The 16,188-nt window shown below is 44.7% G+C and carries 22 protein-coding genes; all 22 read left to right on the forward strand.

Translation table 11 applies throughout. From position 1 onward, the window contains the following. The 22 genes from AOA56_RS06895 to ftsH all read left to right on the forward strand — a co-directional run bounded on the left by AOA56_RS06895 (position 1) and on the right by ftsH (position 16,185). Positions 1 to 186, forward strand: a complete 186-nt coding sequence (locus AOA56_RS06895; protein WP_024731865.1) for a type Z 30S ribosomal protein S14 — start codon at positions 1 to 3, stop codon at positions 184 to 186. Positions 187 to 333: 147 nt separating this feature from the next. Then, entirely contained in the window at positions 334 to 735 is a 402-nt protein-coding gene (gene rpsH, locus AOA56_RS06900; RefSeq protein ID WP_024731866.1) for a 30S ribosomal protein S8, read from the forward strand. A gap of 191 nt (positions 736 to 926) precedes the next feature. Beyond that, complete coding sequence (rplF, locus tag AOA56_RS06905; protein ID WP_024731867.1) at positions 927 to 1,469, forward strand: 50S ribosomal protein L6; 543 nt, start codon at positions 927 to 929, stop codon at positions 1,467 to 1,469. 17 nt (positions 1,470 to 1,486) lie between these two features. Beyond that, complete coding sequence (rplR, locus tag AOA56_RS06910) at positions 1,487 to 1,855, forward strand: 50S ribosomal protein L18 (RefSeq protein WP_024731868.1); 369 nt, start codon at positions 1,487 to 1,489, stop codon at positions 1,853 to 1,855. Positions 1,856 to 1,877: 22 nt separating this feature from the next. Then, positions 1,878 to 2,387: a 30S ribosomal protein S5 gene (rpsE, locus tag AOA56_RS06915; RefSeq protein ID WP_024731869.1), complete on the forward strand. Its 510-nt coding sequence runs from the start codon at positions 1,878 to 1,880 to the stop codon at positions 2,385 to 2,387. 14 nt (positions 2,388 to 2,401) lie between these two features. Further along, positions 2,402 to 2,584, forward strand: coding sequence for a 50S ribosomal protein L30 (rpmD, locus tag AOA56_RS06920; protein WP_024731870.1), 183 nt, complete (start codon positions 2,402 to 2,404; stop codon positions 2,582 to 2,584). Between the two features lie 23 nt (positions 2,585 to 2,607). Continuing rightward, positions 2,608 to 3,048, forward strand: a complete 441-nt coding sequence (gene rplO, locus AOA56_RS06925) for a 50S ribosomal protein L15 (protein ID WP_053769239.1) — start codon at positions 2,608 to 2,610, stop codon at positions 3,046 to 3,048. Beyond that, positions 3,049 to 4,365, forward strand: a complete 1,317-nt coding sequence (secY, locus tag AOA56_RS06930; RefSeq protein WP_024731872.1) for a preprotein translocase subunit SecY — start codon at positions 3,049 to 3,051, stop codon at positions 4,363 to 4,365. A 71-nt stretch (positions 4,366 to 4,436) separates the two neighbouring features. Further along, positions 4,437 to 5,081 (forward strand): adenylate kinase, encoded by a 645-nt coding sequence (locus AOA56_RS06935; RefSeq protein WP_053769240.1) that lies wholly within the window; start codon positions 4,437 to 4,439, stop codon positions 5,079 to 5,081. A 2-nt stretch (positions 5,082 to 5,083) separates the two neighbouring features. Beyond that, positions 5,084 to 5,851 carry a type I methionyl aminopeptidase gene (gene map / locus AOA56_RS06940; protein ID WP_024731874.1) on the forward strand — a complete coding sequence of 256 codons (768 nt, stop codon included), beginning with the start codon at positions 5,084 to 5,086 and terminating at the stop codon, positions 5,849 to 5,851. A gap of 9 nt (positions 5,852 to 5,860) precedes the next feature. Further along, on the forward strand, positions 5,861 to 6,109 hold the full coding sequence (locus tag AOA56_RS06945) for a KOW domain-containing RNA-binding protein (protein WP_024731875.1): 249 nt from the start codon (positions 5,861 to 5,863) through the stop codon (positions 6,107 to 6,109). A 25-nt stretch (positions 6,110 to 6,134) separates the two neighbouring features. Beyond that, complete coding sequence (gene infA / locus AOA56_RS06950; RefSeq protein WP_004607275.1) at positions 6,135 to 6,353, forward strand: translation initiation factor IF-1; 219 nt, start codon at positions 6,135 to 6,137, stop codon at positions 6,351 to 6,353. Between the two features lie 115 nt (positions 6,354 to 6,468). After that, entirely contained in the window at positions 6,469 to 6,582 is a 114-nt protein-coding gene (gene rpmJ, locus AOA56_RS06955; RefSeq protein ID WP_003022746.1) for a 50S ribosomal protein L36, read from the forward strand. Positions 6,583 to 6,852: 270 nt separating this feature from the next. Further along, positions 6,853 to 7,221, forward strand: a complete 369-nt coding sequence (gene rpsM, locus AOA56_RS06960) for a 30S ribosomal protein S13 (RefSeq protein WP_024731876.1) — start codon at positions 6,853 to 6,855, stop codon at positions 7,219 to 7,221. Between the two features lie 35 nt (positions 7,222 to 7,256). Beyond that, entirely contained in the window at positions 7,257 to 7,652 is a 396-nt protein-coding gene (gene rpsK / locus AOA56_RS06965; protein ID WP_024731877.1) for a 30S ribosomal protein S11, read from the forward strand. Between the two features lie 22 nt (positions 7,653 to 7,674). After that, positions 7,675 to 8,268: a 30S ribosomal protein S4 gene (gene rpsD, locus AOA56_RS06970; RefSeq protein ID WP_024731878.1), complete on the forward strand. Its 594-nt coding sequence runs from the start codon at positions 7,675 to 7,677 to the stop codon at positions 8,266 to 8,268. Positions 8,269 to 8,307: 39 nt separating this feature from the next. Next, positions 8,308 to 9,267 carry a DNA-directed RNA polymerase subunit alpha gene (locus AOA56_RS06975; protein ID WP_024731879.1) on the forward strand — a complete coding sequence of 320 codons (960 nt, stop codon included), beginning with the start codon at positions 8,308 to 8,310 and terminating at the stop codon, positions 9,265 to 9,267. A gap of 107 nt (positions 9,268 to 9,374) precedes the next feature. Then, positions 9,375 to 9,902 (forward strand): bL17 family ribosomal protein, encoded by a 528-nt coding sequence (locus AOA56_RS06980; RefSeq protein WP_024731880.1) that lies wholly within the window; start codon positions 9,375 to 9,377, stop codon positions 9,900 to 9,902. A 234-nt stretch (positions 9,903 to 10,136) separates the two neighbouring features. Then, complete coding sequence (adhE, locus tag AOA56_RS06985; RefSeq protein WP_053769241.1) at positions 10,137 to 12,749, forward strand: bifunctional acetaldehyde-CoA/alcohol dehydrogenase; 2,613 nt, start codon at positions 10,137 to 10,139, stop codon at positions 12,747 to 12,749. Positions 12,750 to 12,842: 93 nt separating this feature from the next. Beyond that, complete coding sequence (locus AOA56_RS06990) at positions 12,843 to 13,595, forward strand: aminoglycoside phosphotransferase family protein (RefSeq protein WP_053769242.1); 753 nt, start codon at positions 12,843 to 12,845, stop codon at positions 13,593 to 13,595. Between the two features lie 130 nt (positions 13,596 to 13,725). Then, a complete protein-coding gene (locus AOA56_RS06995) occupies positions 13,726 to 14,235 on the forward strand; it encodes a GNAT family N-acetyltransferase (RefSeq protein WP_024731882.1) in 510 nt (169 codons plus the stop codon). 108 nt (positions 14,236 to 14,343) lie between these two features. Then, positions 14,344 to 16,185, forward strand: coding sequence for an ATP-dependent zinc metalloprotease FtsH (gene ftsH, locus AOA56_RS07000; protein WP_053769243.1), 1,842 nt, complete (start codon positions 14,344 to 14,346; stop codon positions 16,183 to 16,185). Positions 16,186 to 16,188: the final 3 nt, after the last annotated feature.

Genomic DNA, 16,188 nt, shown 5'->3' on the forward strand with positions numbered 1-16,188 from the left:
ATGGCAAAGACAGCAATGAAAATCAAACAGCAGCGTAAACAGAAATTCTCCACAAGAGAATACAATCGTTGCAAAATCTGTGGCCGTCCGCATGCATATTTAAGAAAATATGGCATTTGCCGTATCTGCTTCCGTGAGTTAGCTTACAAAGGAGAAATTCCGGGAGTTAAGAAAGCAAGCTGGTAAGACCCAAACACTGCTTTCCCATTTCTCCCTTCCGGGAGACGTGTGGGGCGTAAGGCTGCTCTCCGGTACGGCCCGGAGAACTCCTTGAAAAAGGATATCCGCAGTCAGCAAACAAAAAGGAAGCATTCCATAAGGAGGAAATTGAAAATGACTATGAGTGATCCAATCGCAGATATGCTTACAAGAATCCGTAACGCAAACACTGCAAAACATGATACAGTAGATGTACCGGCTTCTAAAATGAAAGTCGCAATCGCAGATATCCTCGTAAACGAAGGATATATTGTAAAATATGATCTGATTGATGAAGGAAGCTTTAAGACAATCAGAATTACATTAAAATACGGTGCAGATAAGAACGAAAAAGTAATCACAGGATTGAAGAGAATTTCCAAACCGGGTCTCCGTGTTTACGCTGGAAAAGAAGATCTTCCGAAAGTACTTGGTGGACTTGGAACAGCAATCATCTCTACAAACCAGGGTGTAGTAACAGACAAAGAAGCAAGAAAGCTCGGCGTCGGCGGAGAAGTACTCTGCTTTGTATGGTAGGCACTGAACACTTAGCGAGCACAAGCGCAAGCGCAGTGCGAGGTTAGTGTGAGGTCGTTCTTTGAGCTTGGCGAGGTCCTTTCGAGCCTAGCGAAAAGAACATCCTTATATAGGGGATACAATCCCAGCAGTAACTGAAAACAGAGCGGATCAGGTCCGCTCCGAAAATTTAAGTGTAGGAGGTATACGTTATGTCACGTATCGGAAGACTTCCGGTTGCAATTCCGGAAGGAGTAACTGTAGAAATTGCAGAAAACAACAAAGTGACTGTAACAGGTCCAAAAGGAACTCTCGTAAGAGAACTTCCGGTTGAAATGGAAATCAAAAAAGAAGACAATACAATCGTGGTTACAAGACCGAACGACTTAAAGAAAATGAAATCTTTACATGGTCTTACAAGAACACTGATCAACAATATGGTAATCGGTGTAACAGAAGGATACCAGAAAGTTCTTGAAGTAAACGGTGTAGGTTACAGAGCGGCGAAAGCTGGAAATAAACTGACACTGAGCCTTGGATATTCCCATCCGGTTGAGATGGAAGATCCGGAAGGAATCGAGACTGTACTGGAAGGACAGAACAAAATCATTGTTAAAGGTATCAGCAAAGAAAAAGTTGGCCAATACGCAGCTGAAATCAGAGATAAGAGAAGACCGGAGCCATATAAGGGCAAGGGAATCAAGTATGCTGATGAAGTGATCAGACGTAAAGTTGGTAAAACTGGTAAGAAATAAGTAAGGAGAGTGTGAAAATGGTTAGCAAAAAATCAAGAAGCGAAGTTCGTTTAAACAAGCATAGAAAGTTACGCAACCGTTTCAGCGGTACAGCTGAAAGACCACGTCTTGCTGTATTCAGAAGCAACAATCATATGTATGCTCAGATCATCGATGATACAGTTGGAAACACTCTGGTATCAGCTTCCACTCTTCAGAAGGACGTGAAGGCAGAACTGGAAAAAACCAACAATGTAGAAGCAGCAGCATATCTTGGAACGGTAATTGCTAAGAAGGCCCTGGAAAAGGGGATTACAGCAGTTGTCTTTGACAGAGGCGGCTTTATATATCAGGGAAAAGTCAAAGCATTAGCAGAAGCAGCTAGAGAAGCTGGACTGGAATTCTAGAAGTTGAGGAGGAAAAACACAGATGAGACGTAATCATATTGATGCTAGTCAGTTAGAATTAGAAGAAAAAGTAGTGTCAATCAAACGTGTAACCAAAGTTGTTAAAGGTGGCCGTCACTTCAGATTCACAGCTTTAGTAGTTGTCGGCGATGGAAAAGGCCATGTTGGTGCAGGTTTAGGTAAAGCGGCAGAAATTCCGGAAGCAATCCGCAAAGGAAAAGAAGACGCAATGAAGAACATTATTACAGTTGCCCTGAATGAGGAAGAAAGTATTACCCATGATATGTATGGTAAATTCGGAAGCGCTACTGTTCTTCTGAAGAACGCTCCGGAAGGTACTGGAGTTATCGCGGGTGGTCCGGCTCGTGCTGTCATCGAGATGGCAGGAATCAAGAACATCCGTACAAAGTCTTTAGGATCAAACAATAAGCAGAACGTAGTTCTTGCTACACTGAATGGTCTGAAAAATGTAAAGACTCCAGAGGACGTTGCAAGACTTCGCGGCAAATCTATTGAAGAGATCGTAGGCTAAGGAGGACGTTTAACATGGCAAATTTGAAAATCACATTAGTGAAATCAACAATCGGTGCCATTCCGAAGCATAAAAAGACAGTTGAAGCATTAGGATTAAAGAAGATGCACAAGACAGTGGTACTTCCGGACAATGCTGCAACAAGAGGTATGGTACAGCAGGTAAGACATTTAGTAAAAGTGGAAGAAGAAGCTTAATATTCAGATAAGGAGGTGTCATAATGGACTTATCAAATTTAAGACCAGCGGATGGTTCAAAACACAGCGATAATTTCAGAAGAGGCCGTGGACACGGATCTGGAAATGGTAAGACAGCCGGAAAAGGGCACAAAGGTCAGAAAGCACGTTCCGGAGCAACAAGACCGGGATTTGAAGGTGGACAGATGCCATTATACAGACGTATTCCGAAGAGAGGTTTCACAAACAGAAACACGAAGGAAATCGTTGGTATCAATGTAAGCGCTCTGGAAGCATTTGAGAATGACACAGTTGTTTCCGTAGCAACATTAATCGAAAAAGGAATCGTGAAAAACCCGAGAGATGGCGTTAAGATTCTTGGAAATGGAGAGTTAACCAAAAAGCTTACAGTTCAGGCAAACGCTTTCAGTGAAGGCGCGAAAGCTAAGATTGAAGCTCTTGGTGGAAAAGCAGAGGTGATCTAATTGCTTCAGACAGTCCGCAGGGCATTTCAGGTTGAAGAGATCAGACAAAGATTGTTTTTCACTTTCTTAATGCTGATCGTTGTAAGGCTCGGATCCGAACTCCCGACACCGGGAGTCGATCCGTCATACATTCAGAATTTCTTCGCGAGCCAGACCGGAGACGCATTTAACTTTTTCGACGCGTTCACCGGAGGCTCCTTTACACAGATGTCCGTTTTTGCACTGAGCATTACGCCATATATCACATCTTCAATTATTGTTCAGCTTCTGACGATTGCGATTCCAAAACTGGAAGAGCTTCAGAAAGAAGGCGAGGAAGGAAGAAAGAAGATGACGGCGATTACCCGTTATCTTACAGTAGGCCTTGCGTTGATTGAATCCGCTGCTATGTCTATCGGGTTCGGACGTCAGGGGCTTCTCGTGGAATTTAATTTTGTAAATGCCGCAGTTGTCATTGTAACTTTGACGGCAGGTTCTACATTATTGATGTGGATTGGTGAGCGCATCACTGAAAAAGGTGTCGGCAATGGTATTTCCATTGTACTTCTGATTAATATTCTTTCAAGAATACCATCAGATTTTATGAGACTGTACAGCCAGTTCATCAAGGGAAAAAGCATTGCGAATGCCGCACTTGCCGCGATTATCATTATTGCGGTTCTGCTTGTTGTCATTGTATTCGTCATTATTCTGCAGGATGCGGTACGGAAGATTCCGGTACAGTATTCTCAGAAAGTGGTGGGTAGAAAGACGATGGGCGGACAGTCCACCAATATTCCATTGAAGGTGAATACGGCGGGTGTCATTCCAGTCATCTTTGCATCATCCCTGATGCAGTTTCCGATTGTCATTGCTTCTTTTCTTGGAAAAGGAGATGGAAGCGGAATCGGAAGTGAGATACTGAAAGGTCTGAATTCCAATAATTGGTGTAATCCGGCTAATATTCAGTATTCGTGGGGATTGATCGTATATATCCTTCTTACAGTATTTTTTGCGTATTTCTATACGAGTATTACATTTAACCCAATGGAAATCGCGAACAATATGAAAAAGAGCGGAGGTTTCATCCTTGGTATCAGACCGGGAAAACCTACGGTTGAATATTTGACAAAGATCCTGAATTACATTATTTTCATTGGAGCGTGCGGTCTTGTGATCGTTCAGATTATTCCGTTTTTCTTCAACGGTGTATTCGGCGCAAATGTTTCATTCGGAGGCACATCCATGATTATTATTGTAGGTGTCGTTCTGGAGACAATCAAGAAGGTCGAATCCATGATGCTTGTTCGTAATTATAAAGGATTTTTAAATACCTGATGATTTTAGCTCGCGGAAAGTTTTTTTCGCGAGTTAAAGTTCTATAATGAGATAATAAGGAGGTACGCGGTATGAAAGTAATTATGTTAGGTGCACCGGGAGCCGGCAAAGGAACGCAGGCGAAAAAGATCGCCTCAAAATATCAGATTCCGCATATTTCCACGGGAGATATTTTCCGTGCGAATATTAAAGAGGGTACAGAGCTTGGTAAAAAGGCAAAAGAATATATGGATCAGGGACTCCTTGTACCGGATGAGCTTGTTGTGGATCTGGTGGTAGATCGTGTAAAGCAGGATGACTGCAAAAATGGTTATGTACTGGATGGTTTCCCGAGAACAATTCCGCAGGCAGAGGCGCTTGACAAGGCGCTGGCAGCACTCGGGGAGAAGATGGACTATGCGATTAATGTGGATGTACCGGATGAGAATATCGTAAAGCGCATGGGAGGAAGAAGAGCATGTGTAGGATGTGGGGCTACATATCACATTGCATATGCAGCGCCTAAGCAGGAGGATATCTGCGACGTCTGTAGAAAAGAATTGATTTTGAGAGATGATGATAAGCCGGAGACGGTTCAGAAACGTCTCGATGTGTATCATGAGCAGACCCAGCCACTGATCGATTATTATCATCATGCGGGAATTCTGCGTGAAGTGGACGGTACCGTTGACATCGACGATGTATTTGCATCTATTATAAAGATTCTGGGAGAATAAAGATGTCTATAAAAATCAAATCAGCCCGAGAAATTGAGTTGATGACTGAAGCAGGCAGAATACTTGACCGGGTTCATAGAGAACTTGGCCGTAAACTGCAGGAGGGAATGTCAACTGCTGATATTGATTGCCTGGGGGAGGAGATCATCCGAAGCTTCGGATGTACCCCCTCCTTCCTCGGTTATAATGGATATCCGGCCTCGATCTGTGTGTCTGTCAATGAGGAAGTTGTACATGGAATTCCGGACAGACATAGAATTATCAAAGAAGGGGATGTCATCTCTCTGGATGCGGGGGTGATATACCGAGGATATCATTCGGACGCTGCCAGAACTTATATCCTTGGGGATGCGGATGAGGAGGTCCGAAAGCTTGTAGAGGTCACGAAACAAAGCTTCTTTGAAGGTATGAGATATGCAAAAGAAGGATATCATCTTTATGATATCTCCCGTGCAATCGGCAGCTATGCGAGACGTTTCGGTTACGGTGTAGTGAGAGAGCTTTGTGGACACGGGATTGGGACGAAACTCCATGAAGATCCACAGATCCCGAATTTTGAGATGCCGCGCAGAGGTCCGAAGCTGCGGGCAGGAATGACGCTGGCGGTGGAGCCAATGATAAATCTCGGAACCGAAAAAGTCAGATGGATGCCGGACGGGTGGACGGTGGTGACAAAAGACGGAAAGCCTTCCGCACATTATGAAAATACCATTCTGATCACCACAGGAGAACCGAAGATTCTGACACTATCAGAAGAAATCATCAAATAGGAGACTTAGATGTTGAAGTTTGAACCGGGAACGCTTGTAAGATCACTTGCAGGGCATGATAAAGGAAAACTGTATATTATAATAGAAGAAAGATATCCGATGCTTTTGCTTGCGGACGGAGCACTCCGTACCATGGAGAAGCCGAAATCGAAGAAAGTCATGCATATCCAGCTTATTCACGAGAAGTTGGAAACGGAGGAATTGACGGATGATTCGATCCGTTTATTCATAAAAACATATCAGAAAGAACACATGTAAAAGGGATTGAAAAAGGAGGAACAGCATGTCAAAGGCTGACGTAATCGAAATTGAGGGAACTGTTGTCGAGAAACTTCCAAATGCGATGTTTCAAGTGGAACTAGAGAACGGGCACCAGGTACTGGCGCATATCAGTGGGAAACTTCGTATGAACTTCATTAAGATTTTACCGGGTGACAAGGTGACACTGGAACTTTCCCCTTACGATTTATCCAAGGGAAGAATTATCTGGAGAGATAAGTAAAAAAAGTATTGACTTTTGAAGAGAGAAACACTATAATATTAGATGCCGTTCGTGGGTGAAGTGCGTGCAGACGGCAGCAACAGTAGGTTTACAAGGTATGAAAGGAGGATTTGACATGAAGGTTAGATCATCAGTAAAACCGATTTGCGAAAAATGCAAAGTTATTAAGAGAAAAGGCAGTATCAGAATTATCTGCGAAAATCCGAAGCACAAACAGCGTCAGGGCTAATTGCTGGCAACAAGGTGATTTGGAACATGAATTAGGCGGCTGATAGTGTGACACACCAGGCAGTGTGTAGCGCTATTTTAAATATACAAGGCACCGCGGAAAGGGCCATTGTATATTGCTTCTAATACCGGCGGTCATTAACCGAAAGGTTGCCGGAAAGGGCATATTTAACATACCGGATATGCCTGGGCGCATCAGTATTCCGTCAAATACGGTACGCCCCAGTTAAAGACAATATGAAACAAAACATGTAAAATGGAGGAAACAAGTATGGCTCGTATTGCAGGTGTTGACTTACCAAGAGACAAACGTGTAGAGATTGGTCTGACTTATATCTACGGAATCGGTAGAGTAAGCGCAAACCGTATTTTAACAGAAGCAGGTGTAAATCCTGACACGAGATGCAGAGACTTAACTGATGAAGAAGTTAAAAAGATCAGCTCTGTTATCGATGAAACTCAGGTTGTAGAAGGTGACCTGAGAAGAGAGATCGCACTGAATATCAAGAGATTACAGGAGATCGGATGCTACAGAGGAATCCGTCATAGAAAAGGACTTCCGGTTCGTGGACAGAAGACGAAAACCAATGCGAGAACAAGAAAAGGTCCGAAGAGAACAGTAGCAAATAAGAAGAAATAGTAATAGACAATATTCAAGAAAGTAGGTTAGTTTAAATGGCAAAGAAAGTTGCAAAGAAAGTAACAAAAAAACGTGTCAAGAAAAACGTTGAACATGGACAGGCACATATCCAGTCATCTTTCAATAACACAATCGTTACACTGACAGATGCACAGGGAAATGCTTTATCATGGGCAAGTGCCGGCGGTCTGGGATTTAGAGGTTCAAGGAAATCTACTCCATATGCAGCGCAGATGGCGGCTGAGACAGCAGCTAAAGCAGCATTAGTACATGGTCTGAAATCAGTAGACGTTATGGTAAAGGGACCAGGTTCAGGTAGAGAAGCAGCGATCCGTGCGCTTCAGGCATGCGGTATTGATGTAACAAGCATCAAAGATGTAACTCCGGTACCACACAATGGTTGCCGCCCACCAAAACGCAGAAGAGTCTAATTTTGATTAGGAGGATAAGAGCATGGCAGTAAATAGAGTTCCGGTACTGAAAAGATGCCGTTCCCTCGGAATGGATCCGATTTATTTAGGAATTGATAAAAAGTCCAAAAGACAGTTAAAGAGAGCAAACAGAAAGATGAGCGAGTATGGTCTCCAGTTACGTGAGAAACAGAAAGCGAAATTCATCTACGGCGTATTAGAGAAACCGTTCCGTAACTACTATAAGAAAGCGAAACAGATGAACGGTATGACAGGTACAAACCTGATGGTTCTTCTCGAGACAAGACTTGATAATATCATTTTCCGTCTTGGTTTCGCAAGAACGAGACGTGAAGCAAGACAGATCGTAGACCACAAGCATGTACTTGTAAACGGTAAGCAGGTGAATATTCCGTCCTACCTTGTAAAGGCTGGTGACGTGATCGAAATCAAAGAAAAATGTAAAGGTTCCCAGAGATATAAAGATATCCTCGAGGTAACAGGCGGGCGTCTTGTACCGGCCTGGTTAGAGGCAGACGCTGAAAGCTTAAAAGGAACAGTAAAAGAGCTTCCGACACGCGATGAGATCGATGTACCGGTTGATGAAATGCTGATCGTCGAATTATATTCTAAATAATAACCCGTAAAACGTGCTGATAGCAGGAGGGAACTTATAGTGTTTGATTTTAATAAACCAAATATCGAAATCACAGAAATGTCAGAAGATAAGAAATATGGCAGATTTGTTGTGGAGCCACTGGAAAGGGGCTACGGAACAACGCTTGGTAACAGCCTCAGAAGAATTATGCTGTCCTCTCTGCCTGGAGCGGCAATTAGCCAGGTAAAAATTGACGGGGTTCTGCATGAATTCAGTTCCATTCCGGGAGTGAAGGAAGACGTTACCGAGATCATTATGAATCTGAAGACATTGGCGATTAAAAACACTTCAGAAACAGACGAACCCAAAACAGCTTATATTGAATTTGAAGGAGAAGGCGTTGTAACAGGCGCTGATATCCAGGTGGATTCTGATATTGAGATTATGAATCCGGACGTTGTGATTGCTACACTCAACGGTGGAGCAGACAGCAAGCTTTACATGGAGCTGACGATTACAAAGGGCAGAGGCTATGTAAGCTCTGACAAGAACAAGAAGGAAGACCTCCCGATCGGTGTGATCCCGATTGATTCTATCTATACTCCTGTAGAGCGTGTCAATCTGACGGTACAGAATACCCGTGTCGGACAGATTACAGACTACGATAAGCTGACACTGGATGTATATACCAACGGTACCCTGCTTCCGGACGAGGCCGTGAGCCTTGCGGCAAAAGTATTGAACGAACATCTGAAACTCTTCATTGACCTCTCTGAGGTGGCTCAGGCTGCTGAAGTGATGATTGAGAAAGAGGACGATGAAAAGGAAAAGGTACTTGAGATGAGTATTGATGAACTGGAACTTTCGGTTCGTTCTTACAACTGTTTAAAGAGAGCCGGAATCAATACCGTGGAAGAGCTGACAAACAGAACTCCTGAGGATATGATGAAAGTACGTAATCTGGGACGGAAGTCTTTAGAAGAAGTGTTGGCAAAATTAAAAGAACTCGGCTTGGAACTAAGCCAGGGTGAGGAATAGAAACGTATACCAAATTTTCTGCCGGTAAGCCCGAAGTGCGCGGCAGGGCATTTGACTAGTAAGCCCGAAGTTGCATAATCAGATGTAAAACATGGAGGAAAATAGCAATGGCAAAGTATAGAAAGCTTGGAAGAAGAAGTGATTTAAGAAAAGCTCTGTTAAGAAACCAGGTAACAGCTCTTTTAAATCATGGAAAGATCAGAACAACAGAAGCAAAGGCAAAAGAGATCCGAAAGATTGCTGAAGGTCTGATCGCTATGGCTGTAAAAGAAAAAGATAACTACGAAGAAGTAACTGTCAAAGCAAAAGTTGCCCGTAAAGACGCTGACGGAAAGCGTGTAAAAGAAGTAGTAGACGGAAAGAAAGTAACTGTATACGACGAAGTTGAGAAGAAGATCAAAAAGGATCTTCCTTCCAGATTACATGCACGCCGCCAGATGCTGAAGGTTCTTGTTCCGGTAAAAGAAGTAACAGACGGAAAGAAGAAAGCGGCAAAAGAAGTAGATCTTGTAAATAAATTATTTACAGAGATCGCTCCGAAATACGAAGGACGTAACGGTGGTTACACAAGAATCGTAAAGATCGGACAGCGTAAAGGTGACGCTGCGATGGAAGTATTCATCGAGTTAGTATAATATGTTATCTGAATAAGATTCAAAAATGTAGACGGTTTCCCCAATTCTGGGGGACCGTCTTTTTTCATGCAAAATGCCGTGGAATTTGTGAAAAATGGAAGTTGCTTTATGCAAAAAAGAGAAAGGGAATATCTTGTTAAAAAATTATCAAGAATTGATTGACAAACAATTAACGATATACTATACTAAGCACAGTGAAACGAACAACGTTTTGAGTTTAGGAGGAGAACAAGCATGGCGACAAAGAAAAAAGAAGCACCGGCAATCATTGACAGTGTGGACGCATTAGTAGCAAAGATCAATGCGATGAAAGAAGCGCAGAAAGTATTTGCTGACTTTACTCAGGATCAGGTTGATAAGATCTTTTTTGAGGCAGCTATGGCTGCAAACAAACAGCGTATTCCGCTTGCGAAGATGGCAGTAGAAGAGACTGGCATGGGCGTTGTGGAAGACAAGATTATCAAGAATCACTATGCTGCAGAATATATTTACAACGCATACAAAAACACAAAGACTTGTGGTGTGATCGAAGAAGATCCGGCATACGGAATCAAGAAAGTGGCGGAGCCGATCGGTCTGATCGCGGCGGTCATTCCGACGACAAACCCGACTTCCACAGCAATCTTTAAGACACTGATCGCATTAAAGACAAGAAATGCGATCATCATCAGCCCACATCCACGTGCAAAGGCTTGTACAATTGCGGCTGCAAAAGTTGTGCTTGACGCGGCAGTAAAAGCAGGTGCTCCGGAAGGTATCATCGGATGGATCGACGTTCCGTCTCTGGAACTGACAAACGAAGTAATGAGAGACGCAGATATCATCCTTGCAACGGGTGGTCCTGGAATGGTGAAAGCTGCTTACTCATCAGGAAAACCGGCGCTCGGCGTAGGTGCTGGTAATACACCAGCAATCATCGATGAGACAGCGGACATTAAGCTTGCTGTGAACTCCATTATACATTCAAAAACATTTGATAACGGTATGATCTGTGCTTCTGAGCAGTCTGTCACCGTTCTGGACAGCGTATACGAGGAAGTGAAGAAAGAGTTCGCTTACCGTGGATGCTACTTCTTAAAGAAAGACGAAATCGAGAAAGTCAGAAAGACAATCATCATCAATGGCGCACTGAACGCAAAGATCGTAGGACAGAGCGCATACACGATCGCAAAACTTGCAGGCGTCGATGTTCCGGAGACTACAAAGATTCTGATCGGTGAGGTAGAATCCGTTGATATCTCCGAGGAGTTCGCTCACGAGAAACTTTCTCCGGTACTTGCAATGTACAAGGCAATGACATTCGACGAGGCACTTGCAAAGGCAGAACAGCTTGTTGCTGACGGCGGATACGGACATACTTCTTCTCTCTATGTTGACACAGCAGAGAAAGAAAAGATGGCAAAACACGCGGCAGCGATGAAGACATGCCGTATACTCGTAAACACACCGTCATCCCAGGGGGGTATCGGTGATCTGTACAACTTCAAACTTGCTCCGTCTCTGACACTTGGATGCGGTTCCTGGGGTGGAAACTCTGTATCTGAAAATGTTGGGGTAAAACATCTGATCAACATCAAGACTGTTGCCGAGAGGAGAGAGAATATGCTTTGGTTCAGAACACCTGAGAAAGTTTACTTTAAGAAAGGATGTATGCCGGTAGCGCTGGATGAGCTTGGCACAGAGATGCACAAGAAAAAAGCATTTATCGTTACAGACAGCTTCTTATACAAAAACGGATATGTAAAACCGATCGAAGCAAAGCTTGACGAAATGGGAATCCAGCACACATGCTTCTACGAAGTAGCACCGGACCCGACATTACAGTGCGCTATGAAAGGTACAGACCAGATGAGAGCGTTTGAGCCGGATACGATCATCGCACTCGGCGGTGGTTCCGCAATGGACGCGGCAAAGATCATGTGGGTAATGTACGAACATCCGGAAGCAAACTTTGAAGACATGGCAATGGACTTCATGGATATCCGTAAGAGAGTATACAAATTCCCTAAGATGGGCGAGAAAGCTTACTTTGTAGCGATCCCGACCTCTTCAGGTACAGGTTCTGAGGTAACACCGTTCGCCATCATCACAGATGCGGACACAGGTGTAAAATGGCCTCTCGCTGACTACGAATTACTTCCAAACATGGCAATCGTTGACGTGGACAACATGATGACACAGCCGAAAGGACTGACAAGCGCATCCGGTATCGACGTGATGACCCATGCGATTGAAGCTTATGTATCCATCATGGCTACAGAATATACAGATGGTCTTGCATTAAAGGCAATCAAGACAGTCTTTGATTATCTGCCGGCTGCTTACGATAAGGGAGCAAACGATCCGGTTGCAAGAGAAAAAATGGCGAACGCATCCTGTATGGCAGGTATGGCATTTGCAAACGCATTCCTTGGACTGAACCACTCCATGGCTCACAAACTTGGTGCGTTCCACCACATTCCACACGGTGTGGCAAATGCGCTTCTTCTGACAAACGTGATCCGCTACAATGCTGCGGAAGTACCGGTGAAGATGGGAACTTTCTCACAGTACCAGTATCCGCACGCTCAGGAAAGATATGCTGAGGCGGCAAGATTTGCAGGAATCTGCGGAAAGGATGACGCCCAGACAGTAGAATTATTCTGTGAAAAACTGGAAGAATTAAAGAAAGCGATCGGAATTCCGAAGACGATTAAAGAATGGGGCATCAAGGAAGAAGACTTCCTTGCAACACTGGATGAGATGGTAGAGCAGGCATTCAACGACCAGTGTACAGGGGCAAACCCGAGATATCCATTGATGAGCGAAATCAAAGAGCTTTACCTGAAATCCTACTACGGCAACTAAATGATTCTCGTACTTCATATGCAAGATGCGGCAGGAGTTTATGGTATCATAGACATAAATGAAAAACAGTTTTGACAGACAGGAGGTAATCTTATGAAACTGGATAACGTAATCGTAGAACGCCCGTACAAAAAAGTATACCGCTGCGAAGAGGGGATCGCAAAGGTATTTGAGCCGACTCATCCGAAGGAAGACGTCTTTAATGAAGCGCTGAACCAGGCGAGAGTGGAAGCGACAGGACTGAATATTCCAAAAGTAAAGAGTGTCAATGAGATCGACGGAAAATGGGCGCTTGTGATTGAATATAAAGAAGGAAAAACACTGGAAGAACTGATGGCAGAGCATCCGGAAAAGGTAGATGAGTACATGGAGCAGTTCGTGGACCTTCAGCTCGAGATCCACAGCAAGACCGCACCGCTTTTAGGAAAGCTCAAAGATAAACTGGCCCGTCAAATCAACAGCCTGAAAGACGTGGTGGACGCTACAACAAGATATGAACTCCTGACAAGACTGGACAGTATGCCAAAGCATCATAAAGTATGCCACGGCGATTACAATCCAAGCAACGTGATCGTTGGCGAGGACGGAAGCCTTCACATCGTAGACTGGGCACATGCTACCCAGGGCAACGCCAGTGCGGACGCTGCGATGACATACCTGCTTTTCGCTTTAAAAGATCAAAAGATAGCTGATAAATACATGAATCTGTTCTGCAAGAAGAGTGATACGGCAAAGCAGTATGTACAGCAGTGGCTTCCGATCGTTGCCGCGGCACAGCTTGCCAAGGAACATGTAATGGAAAAAGAGTTCTTGATGAAATGGATTGATATCTTTGATTACCAATAGATCAGTTATCATCATATGGCGCCGGATTCTTCGGAATCCGGCGTTTTTTTGGCCTTGAACGAAAAATACTAACAAGTTTTAACTGTTTAGGAGGAAAGAATGTTACAATGTAAGAAAAGGGAGGGATTTGATGATCATTCGAGAGACAGGAGAGGATGATTTGGGGCAGGTGATGACAATTATCCGTATGGCACAGCAGTCGTTTCGGGATCAGGGCGTTGACCAGTGGCAGGACGGTTATCCTAACGAGGAGGTGATTCTGGAGGATATAAGAAAGGGACAAAGCTATGTGGCGGAGGAGAAGGGTATCATTTTAGGCACAGCGGTTATTTCCTTTGAAAAGGAGAAGACTTATGACGGGATTGAGAACGGACAGTGGTTGACGCCGGGAGATACAAAGTATATGGTAATCCACCGGATTGCCACCCATTATGAGTACAAGAGAAGAGGAACGGCAGGAGCCTTTCTGGAGTTTGCCAGGGAGACCGCGCGGAGGCGAGGAGTGCTCAGCATTCGGATTGATACGCATCCGGACAATCAGATCATGCAAAGCTGGCTCTGTAAGAATGGCTTCATCTACTGTGGATGGATCTGGCTTATCAACGGATCCCTGCGCTATGCGTATGAGAACGTGTTATAAAGATGGTAAGGATTTACATAATTTTTTTAGAAAAGATTTAGAATTCTTCCATGGTTTCTACACAGTTCAAGTGCTATACTAAAACAATCAAATGAAGGGAGATACACTATGAAAGAAGTTAAATCCCCCAGGAAGCCGTTTCTGATCTATGCGCTTGTAGTTGCAGTGATCATTCTTTTGCTCAATGGGATTCTCTTTCCGAATATACTGGAGCAGAGGACGGAGGAAGTGGATTATGGGACATTTATGACAATGACAGAGAAGCGGGAAATCGGTCTTGTGGAGGTACAGGATACGAAAATCGTATTCACGGACAAGGATCAGAAGCATGTGTACGAGACTGGAGTGATGAATGATCCGGGACTTGTGGACCGTCTGCATGAGGCCGGAGCGAAGTTCTCGCAGAATATTGAGGAGCAGATGCCGGTATGGATCAGCCTTCTGCTCTCTTATGTGATTCCGATTGCTATTTTCCTTTTTATTGGTAATTGGCTGGCGAAGAAAATGACGAATAAGATGGGTGGAGCCAATTCTATGGCTTTCGGTATGGGAAAGAGTAATGCCAAGATTTATGTGCAGTCCGACTCAGGTATCCACTTTTCAGATGTGGCCGGGGAGGAGGAAGCTAAGGAGCTTTTGAGTGAGATTGTAGACTTTTTGCACAATCCGGGGCGTTACCGTGAGATCGGAGCGTCCATGCCAAAGGGGGCCCTGCTTGTAGGTCCTCCGGGTACCGGCAAGACACTCCTTGCCAAGGCAGTGGCCGGGGAGGCGAGCGTGCCGTTTTTCTCGATTTCCGGTTCCGAGTTTGTGGAGATGTTCGTTGGTATGGGCGCAGCTAAGGTGCGGGATTTGTTCAAGCAGGCCAACGAAAAAGCGCCGTGCATCGTGTTTATCGACGAGATCGATACGATTGGAAAGAAACGTGACGGCCAGATCAATGGAAATGACGAGCGGGAGCAGACGCTGAATCAGCTTCTTACAGAGATGGACGGCTTTGACGGCTCCAAGGGCGTTGTCATTCTTGCGGCGACCAACCGTCCCGATTCTCTTGACCCGGCGCTTTTGAGACCGGGCCGGTTTGACCGGAGGATACCGGTGGAGCTTCCGGATATGGCGGGGCGTGCGGATATTTTGAGAGTCCATGCAAAGAAGATCAAGATAGCGGATAATGTGGACTTTGAAGAGATTGCCAAGATGACGGCAGGTGCTTCCGGCGCGGAGCTTGCTAATATCGTCAATGAGGCGGCTCTCAAGGCAGTCCGGGAACACAGACGGTTTGCTACCCAGGCGGATATGGAGGCGAGTGTGGAAATTGTCATTGCGGGTTACGAGAAGAAGACCCGCGTCCTTTCTAATAAGGAGAAATTACAGGTGGCATATCACGAGGTTGGACATGCGCTTGTGGCGGCGCTCCAGACCCATTCGGCTCCGGTACAGAAGATTACTATCATCCCAAGGACGAGCGGAGCGCTTGGCTACACGATGCAGGTGGATGAGAAAGAGCATTTCCTGATGTCCAAAGAGGAACTGGAGAATAAGATTGCCACATTTACAGGCGGACGGGCGGCAGAGGAGCTGATTTTCCATTCCAGCTCCACGGGGGCGTCCAATGATATTGAGCAGGCTACGAGGCTTGCAAGGGCGATGATCACCCAGTACGGTATGTCTGACGAGTTTGATATGGTGGCGCTCCAGCATATTAGCAATCAATATTTGGGCGGGGACGCATCGTTATCATGCTCGGACGAGACAGCCTCCTATGTTGACAAGAAGGTTGTGGAGCTTGTGCGGACGCAGCATGAGAAGGCAAAGAGGATTCTGGAAGAAAATATTATGAAGCTCCATGATATTGCCAGATATCTGTATGAGCATGAGACGATCACCGGGGATGAATTTATGGAGATTTTAAATCATGGCCCGGAACGATTGACCGGGCCGATATCGTAAAAG

Source organism: Sellimonas intestinalis (assembly GCF_001280875.1).
GTDB lineage: Bacteria > Bacillota > Clostridia > Lachnospirales > Lachnospiraceae > Sellimonas > Sellimonas intestinalis.

Coding starts and splice junctions, on each gene's coding strand:
- AOA56_RS06895 (WP_024731865.1), top strand. CDS start 1: ATGGCAAAGACAGCAATGAAAATCAAACAGCAGCGTAAACAGAAATTC.
- rpsH (WP_024731866.1), top strand. CDS start 334: ATGACTATGAGTGATCCAATCGCAGATATGCTTACAAGAATCCGTAAC.
- rplF (WP_024731867.1), top strand. CDS start 927: ATGTCACGTATCGGAAGACTTCCGGTTGCAATTCCGGAAGGAGTAACT.
- rplR (WP_024731868.1), top strand. CDS start 1,487: ATGGTTAGCAAAAAATCAAGAAGCGAAGTTCGTTTAAACAAGCATAGA.
- rpsE (WP_024731869.1), top strand. CDS start 1,878: ATGAGACGTAATCATATTGATGCTAGTCAGTTAGAATTAGAAGAAAAA.
- rpmD (WP_024731870.1), top strand. CDS start 2,402: ATGGCAAATTTGAAAATCACATTAGTGAAATCAACAATCGGTGCCATT.
- rplO (WP_053769239.1), top strand. CDS start 2,608: ATGGACTTATCAAATTTAAGACCAGCGGATGGTTCAAAACACAGCGAT.
- AOA56_RS06935 (WP_053769240.1), top strand. CDS start 4,437: ATGAAAGTAATTATGTTAGGTGCACCGGGAGCCGGCAAAGGAACGCAG.
- map (WP_024731874.1), top strand. CDS start 5,084: ATGTCTATAAAAATCAAATCAGCCCGAGAAATTGAGTTGATGACTGAA.
- AOA56_RS06945 (WP_024731875.1), top strand. CDS start 5,861: ATGTTGAAGTTTGAACCGGGAACGCTTGTAAGATCACTTGCAGGGCAT.
- infA (WP_004607275.1), top strand. CDS start 6,135: ATGTCAAAGGCTGACGTAATCGAAATTGAGGGAACTGTTGTCGAGAAA.
- rpmJ (WP_003022746.1), top strand. CDS start 6,469: ATGAAGGTTAGATCATCAGTAAAACCGATTTGCGAAAAATGCAAAGTT.
- rpsM (WP_024731876.1), top strand. CDS start 6,853: ATGGCTCGTATTGCAGGTGTTGACTTACCAAGAGACAAACGTGTAGAG.
- rpsK (WP_024731877.1), top strand. CDS start 7,257: ATGGCAAAGAAAGTTGCAAAGAAAGTAACAAAAAAACGTGTCAAGAAA.
- rpsD (WP_024731878.1), top strand. CDS start 7,675: ATGGCAGTAAATAGAGTTCCGGTACTGAAAAGATGCCGTTCCCTCGGA.
- AOA56_RS06980 (WP_024731880.1), top strand. CDS start 9,375: ATGGCAAAGTATAGAAAGCTTGGAAGAAGAAGTGATTTAAGAAAAGCT.
- adhE (WP_053769241.1), top strand. CDS start 10,137: ATGGCGACAAAGAAAAAAGAAGCACCGGCAATCATTGACAGTGTGGAC.
- AOA56_RS06990 (WP_053769242.1), top strand. CDS start 12,843: ATGAAACTGGATAACGTAATCGTAGAACGCCCGTACAAAAAAGTATAC.
- AOA56_RS06995 (WP_024731882.1), top strand. CDS start 13,726: ATGATCATTCGAGAGACAGGAGAGGATGATTTGGGGCAGGTGATGACA.
- ftsH (WP_053769243.1), top strand. CDS start 14,344: ATGAAAGAAGTTAAATCCCCCAGGAAGCCGTTTCTGATCTATGCGCTT.